Origin of the sequence: Vibrio hepatarius, assembly GCF_043642085.1 — a bacterium.
In the GTDB taxonomy this organism is placed as follows: Bacteria; Pseudomonadota; Gammaproteobacteria; order Enterobacterales; family Vibrionaceae; genus Vibrio; species Vibrio hepatarius_C.
In genome coordinates this window covers 277519-303061 of record NZ_JBHZSA010000004.1, presented here as the reverse complement: position 1 = coordinate 303061, position 25543 = coordinate 277519, and the positions used below count along the sequence as shown (strand labels likewise).

Genomic DNA, 25543 nt, shown 5'->3' with positions numbered 1-25543 from the left:
GTTACCTGTTATTCTCTTTAATCTTCAATTTCGCTATCGTCTTCTTCTAGTTCGGAAATAACATCCTTACCGAGGAAGGCAATATCGGTTTTCACCACATCAGGGCGTTTAATTTTTTCTGAAACTTGTACCGCAAGCATCTCACCAGAACGGCCCATTTTTGTTCTAAACGTTGGCAGTTCTTCAACAAACATGGTGGCGTTCTCTGGCATGGTGATTGGGATAATGTCACCTGGCTGTAACTCCATTAAGTCACGCAGTGAGATATCTTGCTCTAGCAACTGTACGCGGAAGTTCACCGGTACATCCATGATCTCTTCACGCAGTGCCGTACTCCAACGAACGTCGGTTTCCATCTTATCTGACTGAACACCGGCATCGAGTAGCTCTCGAATCGGTTCCACCATTGAATATGGCATAACAACGTGGAAGTCACCGCCGCCACCATCCACTTCAATGTGGAATGAACTGACAACAATCACTTCGGTAGGGCTGACGATGTTAGCCATGCTTGGGTTAACTTCAGAGTCTAGGTACTCAAACTCAACCCCCATTACCGGAGACCAAGCTTCTTTGTAGTCTTCAAATACGATCTTCAGTAGCAGCTGAACAATTCGGCGCTCTGTTGGGGTAAATTCACGCCCTTCGATACGCGCATGGAATCGACCATCACCACCAAAGAAGTTCTCTACCAAAATGAAGACCAGTCGCGCTTCCATGGTGATCAACGCAGTACCTTTCAAAGGACGAAAACGTACCATGTTCAAACTGGTTGGAACGTACAAGGTATTTTGGTATTCACCAAACTTCATCATTTGTACGCCGTTGATCGATACTTCTGCTGTTTTACGCAGCATATTAAACAAGCTGATCCGCATATGGCGGGCAAAGCGCTCGTTAATAAGCTCCAAGGTCGGCATTCGACCACGGACAATTCGATCTTGCGATGAAAAATCAAACTCGACGGCACTGGCGTCGGTGGGAGTTACATCCTCTTCCACCTCATCGACATCGTCGACACCATGTAAGAGTGCATCAATTTCATCTTGGCTTAATAAATCGGTCACTTAGCACCTATTGCATTACAAAATCGGTAAACAGTACACGTTCAATAACAGGCTGACCTACCGCACGATTTAAGCTTGCTTTAATATCGTCGGTCGCTTTATCGCGCAATTCAACGCGCCCATTGACAGTTCTTAGCTGATCAACCGTCGCTGAAGCGAACGTACTAAGCAGCGAACTTTCAATCAATGGAGAATGGTAACGGGCAAGGTTTTCATTTTCCGTACCACGAACCATGAGCTGTACTTTGATCTGCACCAAGCGATCTTTCTTATCGCCAGTGACATTAAACAAAAACGGTTGAGCGATATTAACATAGGCTACCGGATCGGTCGGAGTAACTACTTCTTGCTGCGCTGCTTGTTGTGTTTCGGCAGCGTCATCAGAGCCCATCAAGAAAAAGGCAGCACCACCACCGCCAACTAACAAGACAACAACGGTAATAATGATGATCAGTAACTTGCTCTTCCCTTTCGGCGCTTCTGGTTCGATTTCTTCGACGGCCATAACTTAACGTTCTCTATTTATTTGTTTTTTACAGTTTAAGCGTAATAGCTAATTCCATCACGCTTTGCAGCGACATTCAAATCAAGATTGATGTCTGCTTCAAGGTTTTCTTCACCAGAAACACCCTGATTGCTGTTACCTTGACCATTTTGTCCCTGTCCGGCGTTAGCGTAACCTCTTTGTTGCTGCCCTGCCTGTTGCTGAACAGAACTATCATTCAATTGTACACCTTGCTGCGCCAGCATTTCGCGTAATCTTGGCATCGACTGCTCAATTACGTCACGAGCTTGCTGATTTGCGACGGTAAAGTGGACCGTTGCCGCATCGCCATTCATATTCATGCGAATCTGCATTCGGCCTAACTCTGGCGGATCCAAACGGATATCGATGTTTTTAAGGTTCTTCGACATCATCATCTGAACACGCTCGGCCACCTGTTCGCTTGCCATCTCACGACTAAGCTGTAGCGGCGCTTGAGCCGCGATTTGTTCCGCTCGAGCTTGACCCAATGATTGCGTGCCTTGTGCGCCTGCAGCCTGAGATAACTGCTGAGCGAAGCCACTTTCTTGGCTAGCTTGCTGGCCTTCACCGTTTTTGGCTAACTGGCCAATGGTACCGGCAGCTTTCGCCCCCATTGCCGCTTTAAGTAACGCTTGATCTTGATTGATAGCAACGTTCGGCGCAGCCGCTAACTGCTGCATTTGCATCGCAGCTAAGTCAGCAGGCATTGCTGTAGCTGCCTGTTGTACCGATTGAGATTGTAATGCCGCATGTGCAGCTTGTGCCTGTTGTTGGCTAAGCGCTTGTTGAACTGACTGCGCTACGGCTGCTTGCTGAGCCTTAGGAGCAACATCATGTTTCAGTACGACTTCATCGCTCACTGGCGCATCAGCGGAAGTCGCCCAAGGAATCGCTGCCGCGGCAACAACTGGGGCAGCCGCTGCCATATTTGGGTCGACCTCGCCATCGACAGCGGTAAGTGATGCTGCTTGAGTTTGACTAAGCTTAGTCGAATCATCTGTGTTCGCTTTGGTTTGTACCGGTGCCTTGGCTGTTTGCGTTGAACTTGCAGCAGCAGCCACCACACTCGCCGCGACGACTGGCTCAGCGACTTCTTCAGGTGAGACCTGAGTAACTGTGGCATTTTCAGATTTCAACGCATCTGTATCTATGTTCTTGACCTGCTCTACATCGACTTGCGCTTTAGCTTGCGCGGCCTCTTTAGTGAGCTCATTCGCCTGACTCACCGCCATCGCCGCCGCAGCTGAGCTAGGCAGTGGCGTTTGAGAGTCAGACTCTTTCAACTGTTCAGCCTTCGATGCTTGCTGCTGAATAAAAGGAGCGGCTGCCGCAGGCACTGCAACTTCTTCACCATCAGCACTGACTACTGTTTGAGTGGCACTCTCTGTTTTTTCGCCTGAAACAGGCTGACGATCAGTACCCACTTGCGCTTTTTCGGCTGTTTTCAGATCGTTGACTTCAACCTCTTCAGCTGCAACCACTTTAGCGGCTGGCTTGTCTGCTGCGCTTTCACCTTTCGCTATAGGATTCTCTTGAGGCAACTCTTTGCCGTCTCTTGGCTTTAAGGCATTGTTTGATTCATTGAGTCGCTGCAATACTTGATCATTTTCGGAGACAATCTTACTGGCAGATTCAGCAGGCGCTGCTTTCGACTCTTGCTCTGCTGTTTTCTGCCTCGCAGCAGCCGACTCAGGCTCATCTTCACTCTTCGCTGAAGCTTGCTGAGCGGAATCATCATCGGCAGCGAGTAACTCATCGGTACTTTGTGATTCTGTCTTAGCGACTTTCGTTTCACTGACTTCACCTTCAGTTGAAACTTCGCTATCACCATCATTTTGTACAGATTTTACACTTTCTGTATCGCCTTCAGCTTTTCCTTCGCCTTTGATCAAAGCGGCAAGTTTGGAAAAGAAGCCTCCTGATTCAGATGCTTCTGACGCGCCCTCTTCTCCAGAGGCAACACTCTTGGCCGCTTTTGGGCTTTCTGATACCGATGATAGATTGATATTCATAGAATGACTCACTCACTGTCGCTTAAGGGGATAACCTCAAGAGCAAAAAATGCCGATATTGATTGCATACAAACTAGTTATTGCACTGCAAAAAGTGAGCCAAGTTAAGATGCGGGATAACAATCGCTATCAGAGTTAATTCGATAGACGTCGTGAAAATTGAAGTGTCGAGAACTCATCCATTTGCTTTTGCTCTCGCTGCTGCTCTAGTCGCTGTTTCTCGGTCTGTTTTTTTTCAATCAACCACTCATATGAACGACGCTGCTTGCGACTTTCCAACCAGTTTTGCTCACAACCTTCAACTTGGCTCTTGAAGTGAGCTTCTGCTTGTTTCTGTTTTGCCAGCGTTTCATCTAACGTCGTTAAGAAACGATTGAGGTGTGAATACTGACTCGCACTTAACCCCTGCTGACCACGATCAACAAGCTGCTGACAGTAATCTAGACGATACTTTTCTATCTGCTCTAGCTGTTGGTAATAACCATCCAGTTCAACACGAGCCTGGTTTAACGCCATCACAGCTTGGTTTTCACGTTCCTTAACCTGTTCTAACAAAAACTCTAATGCGTTTTCCATCAGCGATTACTCCCCGTGCAGTAGGCGACTTAACATGTTGACGCACATGTCATATGGCACCGTTTCTTTCATCGTCTGCTGTAAGTAAGCATCAAGTTTAGGTTTGATGGTAAACGCGCCATCAATCGCAGGATCAGTTCCTGGTTTGTAGGCACCAATCGAGACAAGATCTTGATTCTTACGGCAAATAGACAGCACTTGGCGAACTGCTTTCGACATCAACACATGCTCTTCTGTGGTGATCTGCGGCATGACACGACTGACCGACTTCTCAACATCAATTGCAGGATAATGACCAGCGTCGGCCATTTCACGAGAAAGCACCACGTGACCATCAAGAATCGCACGCGAGGCATCAGCAATCGGATCTTGTAGGTCATCACCTTCGGTCAGTACGGTAAAGAAGGCAGTAATCGAGCCTTGATCAGGGCTGCCATTACCCGCTCGTTCAACCAAAGCCGGAAGCTTAGCAAACACCGAAGGCGGATAGCCTTTGGTTGCTGGCGGCTCACCAACCGATAGGGCAATTTCACGCTGAGCTTGGGCAAAACGCGTTAAAGAGTCCATCAACAATAGTACGTCTAACCCTTGGTCGCGGAAGTACTCTGCTATCGTCAGAGCGGTTTGACAGCCTTTTAATCGCATCAGCGGTGAAGAGTCGGCAGGAGCTGCAACAACCACAGAGCGCTGACGCCCATCAACACCTAGGATTTCTTCGATAAATTCTTTTACTTCTCGGCCACGCTCACCTATCAGACCAACGACGACGACTTGTGCCGTAGTACCTCGAGTCATCATACCCAATGTGACCGATTTACCAACACCAGAGCCGGCGAATAGACCGATACGCTGGCCTTTACCGACAGTCAGCAAGCCATTGATCGCTTTGATACCGACATCAAGTGGTTCAGAAATTGGCTTTCTCGCTAACGGGTTAATCGGGTCGGCGTTAAAAGAAGCGCGTTTTTCGGTATAGATTGGGCCGAGGCCATCAAGCGGGTTACCGACACCATCAATCACTCGACCAAGCAGCTCCATTCCTACAGGTAAACCAACTTCGCCCGTCATTGGCGTCACTTTAGCGCCGGGTAAGATGCCTGTGATTTGTTCACTCGGCATAAGGAATAGGCTTTCACCCGAGAAACCAACCACTTCCGCTTCCATTTCGCCGTGCATTGTTTCCACTTTGCACAAGCTACCAATTGGCGCTCTACAGCCTGTCGCTTCGAGAGTAAGGCCAACTACGCGCACCAATTTGCCCGAAGCAACTGGTCGACAAGTCAGCCCTTGAGATTTGTATTGAGAGAGACGGTCAGCTAACGCGAGCATCAGTCACCACCTTGGTGGCGATTCACTCCACAAAAGCTTTGAATTACGCTACGAATGCGCTCTTCCATACGGTAGTTAACGCTCGACTCACCCGCTTCAATTTGTACGTCTCCGCGGTTAAGTGCTGGCTCAGAGTGTAAGGTCCAGTTTCTGAACTCTAACTCTTCTTGTCCGTATGATGAGCGAATGATTTCAACATCATCCGGGTGCAGTTTTAGGGTGATAGCGTGACCAGAAATCGGCAATGATTCTACCGATTGTTTAATCGTATCTAAGATAACTTGAGGGTTGGTTTGCACTTCAACGTGAACCACTTCTTTCACCAATGCAAGCACCATATCCACCAGTTGCTTTTCCACTTGAGCATTCATCAGCTCAAGAGGTTGTGCAAACTGGTTAGCAAGGCCGATAAAGGTTTGGACTTGTTGCTGGATAAACTCTTGCCCAGCTGCAACGCCTTCAATTTTTCCGGACTCAACGCCCTCTTGATGGCCTTCTTCAAGTCCTTGCTCTTTACCTTTTTCGTAGCCTTGCTTAAAACCCGCTTCTTGGCCTTGGTGTAAACCTTCCTGATAAGCCTGTTGCTTAATCAGTTCGATCTCTTCTTCGGTCAGCTCCGTCGGTGCTTCTTCTTTGACTGGCTCAGAAATTGGCATCCAGCTAGGGTCATAGTTCATCGCAGTGTCGCGCGCTTTTTTGTGGGTCTGCGCTGTATAATCAGGCATACCCCAACGCTCTGGCTTTTCAACCATTTCGTCACTATCTAAACGTAAAAAACCACGCTTTCGTTCCCCAGACATAGATACCTTTATCTCACTTTATTGCGGTTATAAGAATTCGTCAGCGCCGCCGCCTAGCATTAACTCACCTGAGTCAGCCATACGTCGTGCAATTGCCAGAACTTCTTTCTGCGCCGCTTCCACATCAGATACTTTAATTGGAGGCATTGCTTCCAGATCGTCGCGCATCATCTCAGCAGCACGTTTAGACATGTTCTTGAAGATCTTCTCACGTAGAGAATCATCCGCACCTTTAAGTGCACGTTGTAGTGCGTCTTGAGGAACGTCACGCAGCAATTTCTGAATACCTTGGTCGTCGACCTCGATAAGGTTCTCGAACACGAACATAAGATCTTGGATTTGCGTCGCCATATCTTCGTCTTGGTCGCGGATTTGCTCCATCAGCACGCCCTCGACGTTGTTGTCCATATAGTTCATGATCTCTGCCGCTGCCTTTAGGCCGCCAATCTTGGCTGCTTGTGCACCCGCTTGGCCAGCGAACTGTTTCTCCATGATTTCATTCAGCTCTGCTAATGCAGATGGCTGAACTTCTTCAAGGTTAGCGATTCGCATCATCAAGTCTAAGCGGTCACGCTCAGCAAACTGAGACAGGATTTCCGCAGATTGATCCGGTTCCAAATAGGAAAGAACAATAGTCTGAATCTGAGGGTGTTCGTTGATGATGATGCTCGCCACCTGACGAGGGTCCATCCACTTCAACGAGTCTAGGCCTTTAGAACCTGTACCCAGTAGAATTTGGTCAACAAGGTTGTTGGCTTTATCTTCACCAAGAGCAGCAACGAGAGCGTTACGCATAAAGTCTTCGCTGCCCATACCAATGTTGGTGTATTTCTGAATGTCTTCCAAGAAAGCACGGTGAACCGCACCAACTTTGTCTTGGCTTAAATCAGCAGCACGCGCCATGGCACTACCAACTCGTTGAACTTGTTTTGGTTCTAGATGGCGAATAATGCCCGCTGCGTCTTCCTCATTGAGACTGAGTAGAAGGATCGCCGCGCGCTCTTCGCCCGGAATACTTGCTATATCCACGGTGTTTTCTGCTTCCTCACCGCCCCCTTCCTGTGGAACTATTTCGTTAGGCATCCTGCATCCAATTCTTAACTACTTGCGCCGCTAGCTCTGGTTCGTTCGCTACAAGAGCTCGTACCGCTTTCAGCACATCTTCATCTTTATGTAAGTTAGGTAAGTCGATACTTGATCCAAACTCAAATAACTCACCGCCATCCAAATCGCCACCAATTAGGCTGGTTTCACCATCCGCCCCGATTGGTAGGCCATCTGGGCCGTATAGTTGGTCATCATCTTCGTCAGAAGCAGGGTTGAGTAGTTTCTTCATTGCTGGTCGAACTAGAACTAGCACGACAACAATAATGACTAACGCACTCGCAAACCAACGGATCCAATCATTGAAGTTTGGATGCTCCCAAATAGGCACATCAGCCATCACTTCCGTTTCAGGAACCGCAAACTGCATACTTAGAACGTTGAGTAAATCGCCACGCGCTTCACTAAAGCCAACAGTACCAATCAATAGCTGCTTAATTGAGTTTAGCTCAGCATCTGAAAGTGGCTGGTAAGTCGTTTCACCGGTATCAGGGTTTACGCTGGCGCGATTCTTAACCGCAACGGCGACAGTCTGGCGGTTAACTACGCCAGTTTGACGACGCTCATGACTGATGGTGGTATCTAGCTCGAAGTTACGCGTTGCTTCTTTGTGTACAGAACCTTGACCAAGGAGCGAACCATCCTTCATTTGCGCGACATCTTGTGGGATTGACGCATCGGCTGGAGGCTGGTTACTTAACGCACCCGGTACACCGGCAACCACACTGCCGTTGTTGTAATCTTCAAGGGTGTATTCACTTCGTGTCGAAGGAGTATTCGGGTCAAAACTCTTACGAGTCTGCTCAACCGCACTAAAATCGAGTTGGATATCCACTTGTGCGGTGTAGTTACCAAAGCCCAGAATTGGGATCAGTACTGAGTCAATTTTTTCACGCAGCGCTTGTTCTTGCTTGCGCTCAAGTTCATGTTCTTTACGGCGAGCTGAAGAAGCCGCATCTTGTGTACCTGAGCTTAATAGACGACCATGCTGATCGGTGACGGTAATACGGTTAGGTTTCATTCCCGGAACCGCACTCGACACCATGTCGACCACTGAATCGACTTCTTCTTGCTTTAAGTTGGTGCCTGTTTTTAGCGTCAAGAAAACCGAAGCAGAAGCCTCTTGGTTATGGCGAACAAACACACTTTGTTTCGGTAGCGCCAGAAGAACGCGTGCTTTACGCACTTGCTTCATTTCTTCGATGGCTTTAGATAGCTGACGCTCGCGGCTCAGTTTAAGACGCTCTTGCTCTAAGCGCTGAGAAACGCCAAAGCCCATGTCTTGCAGCAGAATGTCATCACCAGCCTGCTTTTCGTTGTTCAGGCCAGCACGAACCATATCGAGCTTGAGGGTGTTGAAATCACTCGCCGGCACCAAAATGGTATTGCCTTCGAGTTTGTAATCTAATTTTTGCTGATCTAAGTAATCAAGGACAGGGATAAGCTCTTCTGTTTCGTACACGCCAAGTGGGCGCATTTCAGGCTCTTTCACCCAGAAGAACAACATGACAATTAGGGCAACACAGATCGAAATAGAAAGGACAAGTACGACTTGACGTAATAGATCGAGATCTCCGACAGCCATGTCGAATTTTGAACTGCTTTTTTCATCCAGATCTGGATTTTGTATATCTGTATCCAAATCAGTAGTCGATAGCATAGTGCTATCTGGGCCACTATCAGAAACAGTCAGATCCGTTGATTGATTTTGTTCTGCCACAGACTTTACCTAAACTTAAACTGGCATGTTCATCAATTCTTTGTACGACTCGACTAGCTTATTACGTACTTGAATTGTTGCTTCAAAAGCGACGCTAGATTTGTTTCTAGCGATCATCACGTCGGAAAGAGAGACGTCAGCATCGCCGCGATCAAAACGCATTTGCATATTGCTTGATGCTTTAGAAAGGCTGTTGACGTTATTGATTGCGTTATTGAGTAACTGACCAAAATCAGCACCAACTGTTTGACCTGTTGCAGCCGGTTTAGTCCCACCCGCTTCAAACATCATGGCTTGCATTTCGCTTTGAAATCCGTCAATTCTCATCAAAACCTCAGTAGTCAACTCTTTGACTTAAATAAGTGCTAGATTAATGACGCTGCAATCCTCATGCCACGTCATTAAGAGTGTGGAAAAATAACACGTTAGTTAGGAATATCAATCCCAGCATCGCGCATTTTTGCTAACTTGTAGCGCAAAGTTCGTGGACTAATGCCTAATTTTTCAGCCATGTCCTTTCTACGCCCATTACACTCCTCGAGTGTTTCAAGAATAATGGCGTATTCTTGGTCACGTAACTCACCACCTAGTCCCGAACCTGAGGTTAGGTTTTTGTTGATATCGGCGACCGGTTTAACGTCAGGCACAATCACATCGCCATTTTCGACTGCGACTTGTAAGCTTGACGCATCTTGCCAATCTAGACCTTCGAGTAAAATGTGTTCTGAGCCAATGTTGCCATTTTCACTCAGGATCAACGCGCGTTGTACGACGTTATCCAATTCACGAACATTGCCTGGCCATGGGTAAGCGAGAAGTTTTGCAATCGCCTGCTCTGATACGTTTGGAACTGGCATACCCAGTTTTTGGCAGTTTCGCTCAACCAAGTGCTTAGCCAGTGGTGCGATATCGCCTTGACGCTCACACAGCGCAGGCCATGCAATTGGGAATACATTCAAGCGGTAGTACAGGTCTTCGCGGAAGTTGCCTTCTTGGACGTATTGCTTGAGGTCGCGGTTACTGGTCGCCAGCACACGAACATCAAGCTTAATGCTTTTACGGCTACCCAAACGCTCCACTTCACGCTCTTGTAAAACACGCAGTAATTTAGCTTGGAGGCTGAGATCCATTTCGCTGATTTCATCCAGCAAAATAGTACCGCCTTGCGCCTGCTCGAATTTGCCCGGACACGCTTGAACCGCACCAGTAAACGCCCCTTTTTCATAACCGAATAGGGTCGCTTCGAGCATATTGTCAGGAATTGCCGCACAGTTAATCGCGACAAATGGGCCATCTTTGCGATTAGAGGCATTATGGATGTAACGAGACATCACCTCTTTACCTGAACCACTTGGCCCAAGCACCATCACGCTGGCATCGGTTTTGGCTACCTTATCCGCCAGAGCAAGAAGCTTAATACTTTTCTCATCTGCTACCACCGCATCGCCATTGTCGTCTGACTTAACTGGGGCGTAACGGCTGACCATGTTCAATAACACTTCTGGAGCAAACGGCTTAGCCATATAATCAATGGCACCATCTTTCATCGCAGACACGGCGTCTTCGATATTGGCATAGGCTGTCATTAGCAGCACAGGAAGGTTTGGCCAATGCTGCTTGATGTTTCTTAGCAACGCAAGACCGCCCATTCCAGCCATCTGCACGTCAGAAACCACAATATCAACGTTATTTGATTTCAGTTTGACCAAGGCATCTTCCGCGCTGTCCGCTTCAAGCCATTCATAGCCAGCTAGAGCGAGAGTATCAACCAATGCCTCGCGTAGACCTTCATCATCTTCTACGATTAATACCTTACTTTGAGCCATCATCATTCTCCAGTCATAGCTTCTTGGTCAGTATGAGGGACGCGTTCCAGTGGAATACACATGGTAAAGCATGCACCATCACCCTCTTCTGAAATAAGTTCCAATCTTCCGTCATGCGCTCGGCAGACCATTTGCACCACGGCCAAGCCAAGTCCTGTCCCTTGAGAGCGTGTTGTGAAGAAAGGTTCCATAATCTTGTTTTGCAGCTCTTTCGGCACACCAGGACCACTGTCTTGAACCGAAATTTTGAGCTCACCATTTACTGGTCTAAAGAACACATCGACTTGTGATTCCTTGCCAGCTATTTGGATTGCGTTCATTACTAAATTGCTTAACGCTGAAGCGATTGCATTGGCGTTACCAAGCAGCGTTGTCTGCTCTTGTTCAACTTCTAAAAAGTAATCGATGTTATTGTTCTTGAGGCCGGTTTCGACCATCGGTGAATACTCAGCCACCAAGTCAGAGATGGTGAACGGCTTAACGACTTTGTTATCACCACCTTTGGCGAACAATAGCATGTCGTTCACTTGCTTCTCCAAATCATGCAGACGGTCCATCAGCTTACTTTGGAAGCGATCTTTGGTCGCCGGCGGTAGGTTAGGCGCCGCTAAATTCGATGCATACAACATGGCACTCGACAGAGGCGTTCGAACCTGGTGCGCGAGCGATGCAACCATTCTTCCTAATGAAGAAAGGCGCTGTAAGTCACTGATGCGTGACTGAAGCAAACGCGTTTCCGTCAAATCAGTAATCAAAATCAACTGACCCGTGGTTGACGCTGAAATCGCTAAACGGACTTTACGGCCATTTCTCAATGAAATCTCGTGACCATCATCTTCACGAGGCGCAAAGGCTTGTTGAATCACTTCAAACCACTTTTCGCCCACTAACGGGATTTCCAATAAGCGCTGTGCTTCTGGGTTTGCCTCTTGAACCACGCCTTGCGTATCAAGCAGAATGACACCAGCGGGCATAACATCGAGCACTTGCTGATAACGTTCGACTTGTTGTTCTAAAGTACCTAGCGGCATTGGGTTATCAGCCTGTGATGTTGAATGCATGACGTTTTTTCTACCTTAAAAACTACAATAGCCTGACATGCAATAAGCACGCCAGGCTATTTTGTAATATTTTCAACAACTTAGCATTAAGTCGAAAATTTGACAGTCAAGATTTGATTCAGTTTAGCGCTGTAAGTTGTACTTTCTCATTTTCTCAACCAAAGTGGTGCGACGCATGCCTAGCATATCTGCAGCTCTTGCAACCACACCACCTTGCGCTTCCAACGCCTGATTGATCATATTCACTTCAAGTTCAGCCAGCATCTCTTTCAAGTTAACGCCTTCTGGCGGTAAGCTTTGTGGCGCATTGTCGTGATCTTGGAACAGATCAGTCGATTCAAGGCTGAAGTCTTCAGAAAATATATCTTGTAGAGCATCACGTTCCTGCTCTTCAACCGACTCAACATTGTTGTACTCTGGCTGAAACTCAGGGATATCACTGTATCGGTACTTAGTTGGTAGATGATTCACATCGACCAAACTGTTTGGATACAGAATGATCATGCGCTCTACCAAGTTCGCCAACTCGCGTACGTTACCAGGCCAATCATGCTCAGTTAACGAGTTAATAGAGCGAGGCGTAAAGCAGATTGGCTGTGCACCTTCCGCTTCCATTCGAGTCATTAGCTCTTGCAGCAGTAATGGAATATCTTCGATACGATCACGTAGTGCAGGCATCTCGATTGGGAACACATTCAGACGGTAGTACAAGTCTTCACGGAATGATTCATCATCGATCATGCTTTCTAGATTACGGTGAGTCGCCGCAATGACACGAACATTAACACGTATCGTAGTATTACCACCGACGCGTTCAAAGCATCGTTCTTGAAGTACACGCAGTAGCTTAACCTGCATTGGCATTGGCATATCGCCAATTTCATCAAGAAATAGCGTACCACCTTCAGCCAGCTCAAATCGGCCTTTACGGGCGGTAATCGCGCCAGTAAAAGCGCCTTTTTCATGACCAAACAACTCACTTTCCAACAAGTCTGGCGGAATAGCACCACAGTTGATTGGTACGAATGGTCCATTTCGGCGTGCTGAATGGTAATGGATATTGCGAGCAACGACTTCTTTACCCGTACCAGACTCACCCAAAATCAATACGTTCGCTTCGGTACCTGAAACCTGTTCAATCAGGTGGCGCACCTCTTTAATACCCATACTTTGACCAACCAAACTACGGAACAAGGTGTTTTTACGAGAAGAAGAAGGAACGTTTACCCCTTTGCGCCCAAGGAAATCTTTACAGTGACGCAGCGCTTCGCTGAGCTGAGGGTAATTTAACGGATACTCCAGCTCACCGACATAGTTTGTCAGTTCCTCGACTGGATAAGAATGCTTTCCGGTAATAAGAAGCGGAATATGATTGGCTTGGGATAACTTTTCACTCAGCTTGGTCGGCAGCCTATCACTGCTCAGAGAACCCAAAATACAGCCAGCCCACACTTGTGACCAATCGAGATCATCAAGTTGATCAGAGCTGATCGCCTCACATTGTTCCCCAACAAATTCTAAAATATTACTAAGATTGATACGCGCTTGAGCGTCGTCCTCAATCACAAGTAGCTTTGCTAAACCCTGCATAGGTGAGATTATTTGCCTTTTCTTTTTAAACGGTGTGGCTGGATAAAGTTGCTAACGTTACGAATAACTATAGTTCAGTTAAACCGCTAGACAATATATAAATTTCAGCAACAAAAAAAGCCACTAGGCTATATGTGGCTTTCTATTCTATTTTAAAAAAAAATAAAGGCAACCAAGCAATTAACTGGTGTGATGTTAAGCCAAAATCAGCTTTTCGTTAGTTTTAAGAAAAAGCTTACATTTGGCTTAAACAATCAAAACGCTTGTTGATGGTTTTATAAACCTACATCATTCGCCGTCAGGTTGTGGTATTCGTTTGGAATTTGATCCCAAGCTGACTTAATTTCACGAATAATGTCGATAACATCGTCAATTGGTTGCGGATTGTTTTGGTGATTCGCTTCAGTAATCTGAGTAATCATAAACTCATATAACTGGTCTAGATTTTGAGCAATATCGCCACCATCATCCATTGAAAGACAGCTACGTAGACTAATAATAATGTCTAACGCTTTACCAAGGCGCTCACCCTTCATTGGGATATTACCAGCTTGCATCGCTGCTTTACCCTGAATTAATCGCTCAATAGCACCTGCCATCAGCATTTGGACGATCTTATGTGGGGAGGCTGCACTTAGTTGGCTATCAACTGATACCTTCTTGTAAGCCTGTAATGAACCACGCATGATAACCCTCTTAATCTATAAAAACTTTTGATACTGCTGAACAGAACGCTTGCCGTGACGATATTTTTTTAACGCCATAGCTAGTTCGTCGGTCTTGCTCTGCATCAATTCTACAACAGTTTGAGTGGTCTTCACCGCCTCTTGCCACTGTTGTTCTTGCTTGAGTTCTGGACGAGCTTGTATCGCTTCCAGTAACTTTTGCAAAATCTGTTCCCTTGTATCGACTAGCTGAACGATTTCTTCAGCATTGATTTCCACAATTGCAAGAGTTTCATGGATTTTGTGATCCATGTCTCTCAAAAGAGTAATATTTGCAGCAAAGTCACTATCCAAGGGCATTCATCATACCCGCTAATTGAGACTGCATTTTACTCGTTGCGTCTTGCATCGCCGAAAACTTGGCGTGTGTACGCTTCTCTAAATTTTCCATACGGCGATCCAGTGCCGCTTGATCATCCTGCATACGATAATTGCGCTCAACTAAGCTGCGTTCACGACTTCGAATCGAACCTGTGACACCCGTTAGCCCTTGAATCGCATCTTCTACTTTTTTGGCAAAGCCCTGATTACCGCCAAAAAAGTCTTCGAGTTTATTAAAGTTGTTGTTAAGTTGTCGATCTAACATCTCGTAGTTGATCTCAAGGTTACCCTGACGCGTGGTGGTAATACCAAATTCGGTCAAGGTTTTAAGATCTTCAGGTGCTGGTTCAACCCGAGAAGAGAATACCGCCTTTAGCCTTGAATCGGCGCTACGTACTATGCTGTCCCCTGACAAAGGCCCTGCCATACCCGTAGTTGGGTCAACGCCGCCCAACTCCTTAGAGACTTGATAGAACTGATTGTAGGCTGCGACAAATTGTTCGATATCGTCTCGAACCCCTTGTCGGTCATACTCAATATCGATTTCAGATGCAGGCTTACCTTTCTCAGTACGGCCTTTAATTGTCAGGTCAACGCCATCGATCGCATCTTCAATTATGTTGTTATCACTGGATAACTGGGCCACACCATCGAGCATCACTTTTGCGTCTTGCGCAGACTGAACTTCTGTCATACCTCGGTAGGTATCAAAGGATTGCTGCGCGGCATTTAAATCAGCTTGAGCTTTATCAATGCGCTCTAGATATTCTCGCTCATCTTTTGGTAGGTTTGCTCGTTCTAGCTCTTTCGCCTGTTCAGGCGTCAACTCACCGGATGCAACACGTAGCTTCAAGGAAGCTCTTTGATCCACCAAACCTTGTTCAATACGTGATTTTTCAAAATCCAGTTTGGCTTGTGCCTCTTTAGGTGTGACATAGGAATCGGTAAGAGTACCTGAAGCACTGTTTGACCAGCCTGGAACATCACCCATTTTTTCTTTGGCTTTTGCATCAAGCTGAGGTTCAGGTTCCCAGTACGAATCTAATAAGGTACCTGACGCTGTCGGCGACCAGCCAGGAATGCGATCTTCAGGTTTTAGGTATTTATTAGCTTCAATGCCTGCTTGAGCGGCAGCCGAGGTGGCACCACTGGACATTTCATTACCCGGAGTTGCCTCTTTCGCCGCATTGGGATCGGCACTTATTGCCGCTTGTTTAGAGGCATCGGCAATTTCTTGGTCTACAATTTTTGCCGCATCGATGTTTCTTTGCGCAATTTTGTCGGCAATCAGTTGTTCAGCGGCATTAAGCGGAGAAAGCAAGTCTTGAGCTGCGGCACGCGCACGCTCTAGATCTTTTACACGTTGTTCTAGTGTTTTGTATTCGAGCTGTTTAAGGGCATCACCTGGCTGAGCGTCAACCGTCATCGAAATGTCGTTATCTTGACCAGATTTATTCGCGGCGACGATTAAACGAGGCCCTGCCGTATCATTGATTACAGCGGCTCGAACACCGGGATTGGATTTACTGCCATTGATACCACGGACGATATCAATCAATTTGGAATTTTGTTGCACGTCAATGGAGAACTTTTTGTCCCCCAATGAAACCTGCAGCTTACCCGGACCAAATTTCGCATCTTCAGGTAGAACATCAGATGCAATTTTGTGGCTTTGGGCAAGCTGCAACACATCAATCGCATAGCGACCAGCGATAGCTTCAGTGGTTGCAGTTGCGGATACAACAGCTTCATCAGTCGATTCCACTGTTCTTGCGGCGAAAGCTTTCTCCTGACGAAAGCTCGCCATCAAGTTTTTCATCGTATCCAGCGACTCTCTAAGTCGACCATAGGCACTGATACTAGAATCAATCTTGGTCTGCTCATTGTTGATGCGTTGCTGCTTAGGTACGCGCTCCGCATCTACAATTTTGCTGACCATAGAATTGATATCCATGCCAGAATTCATGCCTATTGGGCCAAAACTCATTCACTCACCTCAAGTATGATTACACCGCCTGGTTGAAAAGCCCTGATGAATAACGGGCCGTCTGCTCTCTCAGTCGACGTAAGATCTCCAACATTTCCTCATCCGGAATCTGACGAATAATATCACCAGTATCCGCTTCATATATCGTTACAACATCTCTACCGGATTCTTCATCCACACGAAATGATAAGCCTTTATTGATGGAGGAAATAAAATTATTCATCTCTTCCACAATTCGCTCTCGTTCTACTCGATTCAGCTTTTCTCGCTCTTTTGAAGCTTCGATAGCCTTTTCAACATTCTGAGTCGCTTTTTCACTTATCTCCGCGGTAGAAACTTGCTCCTTTTTCGAGGAAACTTGCTGTACACCATCATACTTGGAAGCAATTTTAGTGCCACTTTCTGAGCCATAAGGCTGGACGTTCGATGTGTAGGATGGTATTTCCATAACGATCTCCCTTCCACCTTAGCAGGTCACAACATAATGTTGTGCCAATAAGCTCCTATCGAACCCATCGGTTAACCAAGTAAGCTAAGTGCTGCCGACGGAGACTGCTTCGCCTGTGCCAGAATAGAGGTACTCGCTTGTTGAAGGATCTGAGATTTCGTCATCGCAGTGGTTTCCTTCGCATAGTCTGTATCAACAATTCGACTACGAGATGCATTCACATTCTCGTTGATGTTGTCTAAGTTGGTGATCGCGTGACCAAAACGGTTTTGGAATGCACCCAGTTCAGCACGTTGGCTATCTACAGTTTTCAATGCGCCGTCGATCACAGATACCGCTAGCTGAGAGCCTGCAACTGTCGTTACATCTACATCAGCAACAGTACGATCTTCTGCAGCACCGAAACCAATTTCACCACCAAGTCCACCACCAATAGTGACGTCTGTAGCAACTTTATTAGATGCTGCAAATAGCTGTAGTTTACCCTCTTCACCAACAGATGCTTTCACATCTTCACTTTGACCATTAATGTACGTTGCAAGCTGCTCGACATCGTCGCCAACTTTAGCATTTATGGTGATATTTTTAGCTTCACCATGTACATCAGTATAGCCCAGTGTAAGGTCAGTCGCTCCTGCCGCAACAGCCCAATCAGCGTCTTTAGCAGCAGTTGCAATATATGCTTTACCACCCATATCCATAGTATCAGAACGCATGTTGCCGATGCCTAGCTGTACAGCTTCACCAGAACTTGCTCCGATTTGGAAAGACTTGTCGCCAAATGTGCCGTTTAGCAGTTTATTACCACCAAAAGAGGTAGTTTCTGCGATACGGTTTAGCTCGTCGTTAAGCGCCGTTACTTCTTCTTGAATCGCGATACGCTCGCCACGAGAGTTAGAGCCGTTTGAAGATTGAAGTGCCAAATCACGCATACGTTGAAGTATGTTAGTGGTCTCATTCATCGCACCTTCAGCGGTTTGAGCAATTGAGATACCATCATTGGCATTTTTTACAGCCATGTCTAAGCCACGGCTTTGTGAGTTTAAGCGGTTGGAAATTTGCAAACCAGCAGCGTCATCTCGTGCACTGTTGATTTTATAACCTGAAGATAAGCGCTCCATCGATTTCTGCATCCCGTCAGCGGCACCATTTAGGTAACGCTGTGCGGTCATTGCAGACACGTTCGTGTTTACATTAATTGCCATATTTGATCTCCTTCGGCATTAGGGCGATGTGCCGCAGTGTCTCTCACCTCACTTTGGCACATCTCATTTCTCTCAATCCTTTAACGGCGAACTAAAAAATACCTTTAGGAAAAAAATAATTTTTTTTTGCTTTTTTATCGGCGAGCATATGAAATGTGATGGAGATCATCTATTTGCGTGAGGCAAAAAAAAATCCAGCCGAAGCTGGATTTTTTTAATTTGGGCTTGATTAGCCTAGTAGGCTTAGTGCCGAGTTTGGTGCCTGCTTCGCTTGAGCAAGGATAGAGCTTGAAGCTTGAGAAAGAATTTGCGACTTAGTTAGTGCAGTTGTTTCTTTCGCGAAGTCAGTGTCTTTGATACGGCTCTTAGATGCATTCACGTTTTCGTTGATGTTATCTAAGTTGTTGATAGCGTGGTTGAAGCGGTTCTGGAATGCACCCAGCTCAGCACGGTGGCTATCTACATTTTTAAGTGCAGCATCGATGATACCAACAGATTCTTGCGCGCCACCTACCGATGTAACGTCGATAGTATCAACTGTTACGTTTGTTGCTGCGCCCATTGAAAGCTCACCAGCAAGACCACCAGAGAATGATACTGCGCCGTCTACTTTATCCGCACCTGCGAATACTTGTAGTTGACCATCTTCGTTTACTGACGCTTTAACCATGTCAGTTTGACCGTTGATGTATGTCGCTAGTTCCTCAATATCGTCGCCTTCTTTCGCGTTGATAGTGATAGTTTGAGCAACACCGTCAGTGTCAGTTAGGTTAACTGTTAGGTCGTTTGCGCCTGCAGCAACTGTCCAGCTTGAATCTTTAGCAGTCGCCGCTTGGAAGCTTTGGCCACCCATTTTAGAGTCATCAGAGCGCATGTTGTTTAGTGAAAGCATTACCGCTTCACCGTTGTCTGCACCGATCTGCATTGATTTAGTGCCGAACGTACCGTTCAGTAGCTTGTTACCACCGAAAGATGTTGTTTCAGCGATACGGTTTAGTTCGTCATTAAGTGCTGTTACTTCTTCTTGGATAGCAACACGCTCAGATTTCGAGTTTGAACCGTTAGCAGACTGTAGCGATAGGTCACGCATACGTTGCAGGATGTTTGTTGTCTCATTCATCGCACCTTCAGCAGTCTGCGCGATAGAGATACCGTCGTTCGCGTTACGTACAGCCACGTCTAGACCACGGCTTTGTACGTTTAAGCGGTTAGAGATTTGAAGACCCGCTGCATCGTCTTTAGCGCTGTTGATCTTAGAACCAGATGACAAACGCTCCATTGAAGTTTGTTGAGCGTTGTTCGCGCTATTTAGGTAACGCTGTGCTGTCATTGCTGATACGTTGGTGTTTACATTCACTGCCATGGTGATTTCTCCGTTTGATTTTCCGATGTTTCCGGTTTCCGACGTCTCGGAAAACCAAAGTAGTTCTCTCAAAAGTTACATTTATTAACGGCGCTATTTCCAAAACCTTGAGGTTTTTTTTAAGTTTTTTTCGAAAAAAGTTCTATTGGTGAGAAAAGCGTGATTAAACGTTAATAAAGTCATTTTTTTGCTAAAGCTTTCGCTTCGGCTGTCGATAATGCTCTCTTGTCTTAAATTAACCGAGTAACGTTATCGCCAAATTTGGTTGTTGTTTAGCCTGGGCTAAGATAGATGTACTCACTTGCTGCAGTATTTGCTGCTTAACCATTTGGGTGGTTTCTTTCGCGTAGTCGGTATCTTTAATCCGGCTATTAGACGCTGACAAGTTTTCGTTCACATTGCTCAAATTGTTGATGGCGTGATTAAAGCGATTTTGCATTGCGCCGAGTTCAGCTCGGTGGCTATCGACATAATTGAGTGCGGTATCGAGGACTGAAACAGCCCTTTGCGCGCCCCCAACCTCTGAAATATCAATATTATCAACCGCTTCATAACCAGCTAGATTCATATTGAGCTCATTCGCTAAGCCACCAGAAAACGAAATCGTTCCCGCCGTTTCCTTGCCAGCCATAAAGATTTGCAGTTGCCCTTCTTCATTGACAGAGGCCGAGACTTTATCCGTTTGACCATTGATATAGGTCGCCAACTCTTCAATATCGTCGCCAGATTTCGCGCTTATATTGATGGTTTCTTGCTGACCTTGAGCATTGGTATATTGCATGGTGAGATCTTGGCTGCCCTGAGATACTTGCCATGAACTGTCCGCTTTACCTGCGGCAATATAGCTAAACCCGCCCATATCCACGCTGTCAGAACGCATGTTTTTCAATGAGACTTGTACTGCTTCACCTGAACTAGCACCAATCTGAAAAGAAGACGATGAAAATGAACCATTGAGCAATTTTCGACCACCAAAAGAGGTGGTTTCTGCAATTCTATTCAATTCATCATTTAAAGCGCCCATTTCTTCTTGTAACGCATCTCGCTCAGCGCGACTGTTGGAGCCATTAGCGGATTGCAACGAGAGATCTCGCATACGTTGCAATAAGTTGGTGGTTTCATTCATCGCCCCTTCTGCGGTTTGCATAATGGAAATACCATCGTTGGCATTACGCATTGCAACATCAAGCCCGCGCATTTGAGATTCAAGGCGATTGGATATTTGCAAACCCGCAGCATCATCTTTGGCACTATTAATACGATTGCCCGATGCCAGCCTTTCTAACGACTGGTTAAGCAAGTCCGTCGCATTCGTCAGGTGACGCTGCGCCGTCATTGCAGAGACATTGGTATTAACAGTGATGGCCATGATTAAGCGATATCCTTCTTTCAGTTACTCTTTGTATCGGCCAAATGGATTATTCTTTAAGGGAATTTGCATAAAAAAACCGAAGCACTTGGCTTCGGTTTTTATTTTAAAATTCAGTGTTGTACTACTTAACGTTCAAGCTCTGTAGCATCTGTGCCGAAGGCGCAAAGAAGTAAGCCCCTGTCACAGCGGTTGTAAAGCGCAGCAGTTGGTCAGTTTTGCCATCTGTTACACCGTACATACTCTCAAGCATCGCTTTGAAGTTATGCAGTGTATTACAGTAAGCAATGAACAGCAGACCGTGCTCACCTGACACACTACCGTATGGCAAGCTGTGGCGAACAATCTTAAGGCCCTTACCTTCTTCTTTAATATCAACACGTCCTACGTGTGACGCTGCAGGTACATCGTCTAGTTCGATAGAGTCAGGCTTAGTACGACCAATCACTTTCTCTTGCGCAGAAACGTTGAGACGATTCCAAGATGGCAGATTGTGAATAAAGCGCTGCACCATTACATAGCTACCACCAGCAAACTCACCTTGTGGAACAATCGCGACTTCTTCACGTTGGGCATCTTTCGGGTTCTCTGTGCCATCAACGAAATCCGTCATATCACGTGAATCTAGGTAGCGGTAACCGTAAGTCTCATCAACAACAGAGACATTTTCTGAAACCTGAGCAAAGAATTTACGCAGTAAGTAGAAGTGTAAATCATGACGATTTGAATGGCAGTGAATCAAAACATCAACATCTGAGCTAGGTGCGACTGCTTCACCTTCACCTAATTGTGGGAAATCAATCAGCTCACTAGGAACTGCTACGTCAAGCTTGCTCCAAAAGGCTTTAGTAAATGCAATGGACAGTGTCAGCTCTGCTCCAGGCTGTTGAGCATTAAGTTCTTCAACCAGTGCCGGTAGTGCTTGCAGCTGTGCTAACACGCCTTGAGCATCTTGGTTTACTTTCAACAAAGTGTATTGTGCAAATGGTCCTGCTTCAGGAAGAATTGCGCTTTGAGGGTATGACATTATGAGTTCCTCACTTAATTTTTTGCTCAGTGTATTTCGTTTTGATTTCTAAATATTGATAGCGATCATCGCTTGCTTCGATCAGTGCATTGGAGGGTTATGAAAACTGTCTCTGACACTGCGGCTTCTCGCGACATAAATAATTAACCATAGCAGCAGTAGCATCACCGCTCCATTCGCCCAACTGAATGCGCCGTGTACCAAATAAACATGATACATGGTCTGGGATAACTGCAGGGTAGCTGTCACGAGTGTAATACTGCGTCCCCAAGCAACAATTCTGTTCACCCAGTGGCGCTCTGGACTTCGTAGATTGACAAGCCACATCAAAGCTATGCTAGGAACCCCCATCGCAAGGCCTAAATAGAGCATGGTATGGTCTGGATAGACAATCGAAAGAATCTTACTGCCACTCTCTCGGCTTGCTCCTGCAACGACAAAAACTATCCAAGCTTTAGCTAAGAATAACCAGCTAAACCAAAGCAGCTTCGGTGCTTTCAAAAAGCCATGCTTATCATATTGTTCTATTGCGTAACGCACTGATCGGTAACTACTGATTTGAAATTAACTATTACTCTATACCAATTGGCACAATTTTCTATCAGTAAATTGTTAGAGCAAAGGAAGTAAGGGTTAGCCTTTGATGCGTCGAATCGACAATCCAATAAATGCGACGAGTAACAGGATAGGAGCTAGCCATAATAAGGCATTCGATAAGCTAAAGGAGGGTTTATACAAAACGAACTCACCATAACGGGCGATCATAAAATCAATCACTTGTTGCTCACTCTGGCCTTGATTGATTTTCTCAAACACGATTAGGCGTAAATCTTTGGCAATCGGCGAATTCGACTCGACCAAGTTTTGATTTTGACACTGAGGGCAGCGTAATGATTTCGCTAGCTCGATTGCCGTTTTTTGCAACTGAGGAGAATCAAACTCAAACAGTTCCACCTGAGAGTTTTGTTCCGACGTCGCAGGAGCAAACAGTTCTTGTGAGGCATACGCCGCTTGAGAGAATAGCGCTAAAACCATCAGTATCACTGACAATGCTTGCTTACTTATTGCCATAAGCTTAGCTCTCTCCTAGTTGAAAATATTGAGCGAAATACTTGTTCCATACTCGCTCATTCAGTACGCCAAGATGCTTATAAATGATGTCACCTTGTTTATTCACTAGATACGTTTCTGGCGTGCCAACCACTCCCAAATCAAGCGCCAAGCGACCTTTAGGATCAAAAATAACATCACGATACGGGTTACCTAAATGGCCAAGGTAATTAAGCGCGCCTGAACGTTGGTCGCGATAATTTAACCCCACTATCGGAACACCTGATTGTTCGATTTGATTCAGATAGGCATGTTCTTGTTTACATACCCCACACCAAGACGCCCAAACATTGACGATCTGGTAGTCACTTTTGAACAGCTGGCGAGTTTGCACCTCGCTGTTTCCATCAAGCAATTCGACAGCCATCACCGGAAAAGCGCGCACAACAGGCGTTGATTGAGGACCAAATTGTTGAGAGTTAAGCCCCGCAACCAAAAAACCGATAAAGCCAAGCAGAACAACGATGAATATGCTGATCTTACGCTTGCTTGATAACGCCATGAGCGACTCCTTTTCTCCGCGATGAAAACAAAGGTATCACACCGCCAAGCATCGCCACTAGTGCGCCGCCCCAGATCCATCCGATATAGGCTTTATACTGAATTTTCACCGCGTAGGAATCGACGTCCACTTTACTGCCAAGCGTTATGTAGTAATCGCCATGCCAAAAAGGTCGAATGGCAGGCTCACTCATATTCATCACACGAACGGGGTAATGACGACGCTCTGGCATCAGTACGAACTCTCGCCCTTGCTGGGAAAAACGAATCAGCGCCCTTTCCGCCGTGTAATTGGGACCGATTGACCACTCGGTATCCAGATAGTCGACCTGCCAATCACCGAATTGTGCGCTGCTTCCCGCTGACATTTTATGGTTCACTTCAAACGAGTGTTCACTGTTCATCACTGCGCCAACGCAGCTTATCGCAAGACCGACATGAGCAAGGATCATAAATGAGAGCTTCGATTGTTTGATGGCGAGCAAGCTATGGCTGAGCAATACCCAAACAGCAAGTCCCCACACCAGTGTCACCACAATAGATAGCTGATCCACTTGTAGCCAATACAGCAAAGTGCCAACCAAGAGCGCAAACAACAACAGTGTCACTATCTCAGCTGGGGAATAATAAGCGCCGCAGTGCCATTTCAATAATGGCACTAGCCCCATTCCAAGCAGAGCCAACAGAGTCAATGGTAAGAACAAGGTGTTGAAATAAGGCGCCCCGACCGAGATTGAGCCAAGTCCTAGCAGCTCATAAACCATCGGGTAAAACGTGCCTAAAAAGACAGTAAAGGTGGCGACAGCAAGTAGGCCAACCGCCATTAAAGATAAATAGCTGCGCCCATTTACTGCTTTAATAGGTCGACTGTTAACAGCATCGCTGCGCTCGAACAGTAAACTAAACGAGGCTATTAAGGTGACGGCCAAAATCAGTAGCAGCGCCACACCTTTACTTGGGTCAACCGCAAAGGCATGTACTGATGTCAGAACCCCTGAGCGGACAATGAATGTACCGAGTATACTCAGGCTAAAGGTGACTAAAGCGAGGATTAGCGCACTACGACTTTGTTGCTGATGTTTCTTGGCCGCCAGCATCGCATGTAGCAATGCGGTACCGGTTAACCAAGGTAGCAAAGAGGCATTCTCGACAGGATCCCAGAACCACCAGCCTCCCCAGCCCAATTCGTTATAGGCCCACCAAGAACCAACCAAAATGCCTAAGGTTAAAAACAGCCATGCAGAAATAACCCAAGGCGTGGCCAGCTTGACCCATTGCGTCATATATTCAGCTTGCATCAATGCTGCCAACGCAAATGCCAATACCGTCGAGAAGCCAATATAGCCAAGGTAAAGCAATGGAGGATGAAAGATTAGCCCGATGTCTTGCAACATGGGGTTTAAATCTCGCCCTTGTTCTAGCCAAACGTCTGAATAAACAAAAGGATTAGAGGCAAGTAAGGTAAACCAACTAAACGCAGCGACAAACAGGGTCATGACCCACAACACGTCATTTAAGTAACGCTTACTGGTATTGGGAATAAAGCAGATACACGCTGACCATAGCGCGAGAGTAAAGACCCAAAACAACATTGAGCCTTCATGGCCGCCCCACACTGCTGCCATTTTATAGAATACAGGCAGTGCAGAATTAGAGTGAGAGGCGACATAATGAAACTGGAATTGATCGGCTATAAACAAGTAGCCAAGAATAATAAGGCTCAACAGTGCCAACACACCGTTGAGCTTAGCCACCAATGATAAGGAGAGTGTTGAATCATTGCCGCGCCATTTTTGCCACCCGTACCAAGCAGAGCTAAGTGAGCTCGATACCGCAATCCAAATTAACGCAAAATGACCAAACTCTCCTACCATGA

At 46.2% G+C, this 25543-nt stretch carries 24 protein-coding genes; all 24 read right to left on the bottom strand.

From position 1 onward, the window contains the following. Positions 1-17: 17 nt before the first annotated feature. Positions 18-1067, bottom strand: coding sequence for a flagellar motor switch protein FliM (gene fliM / locus ACHUFZ_RS10665; protein WP_394127155.1), 1050 nt, complete (start codon positions 1065-1067; stop codon positions 18-20). A 7-nt stretch (positions 1068-1074) separates the two neighbouring features. Continuing rightward, a complete protein-coding gene (gene fliL / locus ACHUFZ_RS10660) occupies positions 1075-1572 on the bottom strand; it encodes a flagellar basal body-associated protein FliL (RefSeq protein ID WP_394127154.1) in 498 nt (165 codons plus the stop codon). A gap of 35 nt (positions 1573-1607) precedes the next feature. Then, positions 1608-3605 carry a flagellar hook-length control protein FliK gene (locus tag ACHUFZ_RS10655; RefSeq protein ID WP_394127153.1) on the bottom strand — a complete coding sequence of 666 codons (1998 nt, stop codon included), beginning with the start codon at positions 3603-3605 and terminating at the stop codon, positions 1608-1610. Between the two features lie 135 nt (positions 3606-3740). Beyond that, the gene (gene fliJ / locus ACHUFZ_RS10650; RefSeq protein WP_134835194.1) at positions 3741-4181 is read right to left on the bottom strand and encodes a flagellar export protein FliJ; all 441 of its coding nucleotides are present in this window, start codon (positions 4179-4181) and stop codon (positions 3741-3743) included. Positions 4182-4187: 6 nt separating this feature from the next. After that, entirely contained in the window at positions 4188-5510 is a 1323-nt protein-coding gene (gene fliI / locus ACHUFZ_RS10645; RefSeq protein ID WP_394127152.1) for a flagellar protein export ATPase FliI, read from the bottom strand. Beyond that, complete coding sequence (fliH, locus tag ACHUFZ_RS10640) at positions 5510-6310, bottom strand: flagellar assembly protein FliH (protein ID WP_394127151.1); 801 nt, start codon at positions 6308-6310, stop codon at positions 5510-5512. Before fliH ends, fliI begins: the two co-directional genes overlap by 1 nt. Before the next feature lie 27 nt (positions 6311-6337). Beyond that, positions 6338-7393 carry a flagellar motor switch protein FliG gene (gene fliG / locus ACHUFZ_RS10635; protein WP_134835197.1) on the bottom strand — a complete coding sequence of 352 codons (1056 nt, stop codon included), beginning with the start codon at positions 7391-7393 and terminating at the stop codon, positions 6338-6340. After that, complete coding sequence (fliF, locus tag ACHUFZ_RS10630) at positions 7386-9134, bottom strand: flagellar basal-body MS-ring/collar protein FliF (protein WP_134835198.1); 1749 nt, start codon at positions 9132-9134, stop codon at positions 7386-7388. Before fliF ends, fliG begins: the two co-directional genes overlap by 8 nt. Positions 9135-9149: 15 nt before the next feature. Continuing rightward, positions 9150-9461, bottom strand: coding sequence for a flagellar hook-basal body complex protein FliE (gene fliE / locus ACHUFZ_RS10625; protein ID WP_004418601.1), 312 nt, complete (start codon positions 9459-9461; stop codon positions 9150-9152). Positions 9462-9559: 98 nt separating this feature from the next. Then, the gene (locus tag ACHUFZ_RS10620) at positions 9560-10960 is read right to left on the bottom strand and encodes a sigma-54-dependent transcriptional regulator (RefSeq protein WP_394127150.1); all 1401 of its coding nucleotides are present in this window, start codon (positions 10958-10960) and stop codon (positions 9560-9562) included. 2 nt (positions 10961-10962) lie between these two features. Then, positions 10963-12021, bottom strand: a complete 1059-nt coding sequence (locus ACHUFZ_RS10615) for a sensor histidine kinase (RefSeq protein ID WP_394127149.1) — start codon at positions 12019-12021, stop codon at positions 10963-10965. Between the two features lie 123 nt (positions 12022-12144). Further along, complete coding sequence (locus ACHUFZ_RS10610; protein ID WP_394127148.1) at positions 12145-13611, bottom strand: sigma-54 dependent transcriptional regulator; 1467 nt, start codon at positions 13609-13611, stop codon at positions 12145-12147. Between the two features lie 275 nt (positions 13612-13886). Beyond that, positions 13887-14297, bottom strand: a complete 411-nt coding sequence (fliS, locus tag ACHUFZ_RS10605) for a flagellar export chaperone FliS (RefSeq protein WP_053440478.1) — start codon at positions 14295-14297, stop codon at positions 13887-13889. A 15-nt stretch (positions 14298-14312) separates the two neighbouring features. Next, a complete protein-coding gene (locus ACHUFZ_RS10600) occupies positions 14313-14636 on the bottom strand; it encodes a flagellar protein FliT (RefSeq protein ID WP_394127147.1) in 324 nt (107 codons plus the stop codon). Continuing rightward, complete coding sequence (fliD, locus tag ACHUFZ_RS10595) at positions 14623-16644, bottom strand: flagellar filament capping protein FliD (RefSeq protein WP_394127146.1); 2022 nt, start codon at positions 16642-16644, stop codon at positions 14623-14625. The genes ACHUFZ_RS10600 and fliD overlap by 14 nt, the downstream gene beginning before the upstream one ends. A 19-nt stretch (positions 16645-16663) precedes the next feature. Beyond that, complete coding sequence (gene flaG / locus ACHUFZ_RS10590; protein ID WP_394127145.1) at positions 16664-17092, bottom strand: flagellar protein FlaG; 429 nt, start codon at positions 17090-17092, stop codon at positions 16664-16666. Positions 17093-17163: 71 nt separating this feature from the next. Further along, on the bottom strand, positions 17164-18297 hold the full coding sequence (locus ACHUFZ_RS10585; RefSeq protein WP_394127144.1) for a flagellin: 1134 nt from the start codon (positions 18295-18297) through the stop codon (positions 17164-17166). A gap of 229 nt (positions 18298-18526) precedes the next feature. Next, the gene (locus tag ACHUFZ_RS10580; RefSeq protein ID WP_004413242.1) at positions 18527-19660 is read right to left on the bottom strand and encodes a flagellin; all 1134 of its coding nucleotides are present in this window, start codon (positions 19658-19660) and stop codon (positions 18527-18529) included. A 235-nt stretch (positions 19661-19895) separates the two neighbouring features. Continuing rightward, positions 19896-21029, bottom strand: a complete 1134-nt coding sequence (locus ACHUFZ_RS10575; protein ID WP_394127143.1) for a flagellin — start codon at positions 21027-21029, stop codon at positions 19896-19898. A 124-nt stretch (positions 21030-21153) separates the two neighbouring features. Next, a complete protein-coding gene (locus tag ACHUFZ_RS10570; RefSeq protein WP_394127142.1) occupies positions 21154-22056 on the bottom strand; it encodes a Dyp-type peroxidase in 903 nt (300 codons plus the stop codon). Between the two features lie 81 nt (positions 22057-22137). Then, a complete protein-coding gene (locus tag ACHUFZ_RS10565) occupies positions 22138-22596 on the bottom strand; it encodes a DUF2919 domain-containing protein (RefSeq protein ID WP_053440486.1) in 459 nt (152 codons plus the stop codon). Between the two features lie 93 nt (positions 22597-22689). Next, positions 22690-23127 carry a heme lyase NrfEFG subunit NrfF gene (nrfF, locus tag ACHUFZ_RS10560; RefSeq protein WP_394127141.1) on the bottom strand — a complete coding sequence of 146 codons (438 nt, stop codon included), beginning with the start codon at positions 23125-23127 and terminating at the stop codon, positions 22690-22692. Between the two features lie 4 nt (positions 23128-23131). Continuing rightward, positions 23132-23668 (bottom strand): DsbE family thiol:disulfide interchange protein, encoded by a 537-nt coding sequence (locus tag ACHUFZ_RS10555; RefSeq protein ID WP_394127140.1) that lies wholly within the window; start codon positions 23666-23668, stop codon positions 23132-23134. After that, positions 23646-25541 carry a heme lyase CcmF/NrfE family subunit gene (locus ACHUFZ_RS10550; RefSeq protein WP_394127139.1) on the bottom strand — a complete coding sequence of 632 codons (1896 nt, stop codon included), beginning with the start codon at positions 25539-25541 and terminating at the stop codon, positions 23646-23648. The genes ACHUFZ_RS10555 and ACHUFZ_RS10550 overlap by 23 nt, the downstream gene beginning before the upstream one ends. Between the last annotated feature and the right edge of the window lie 2 nt (positions 25542-25543).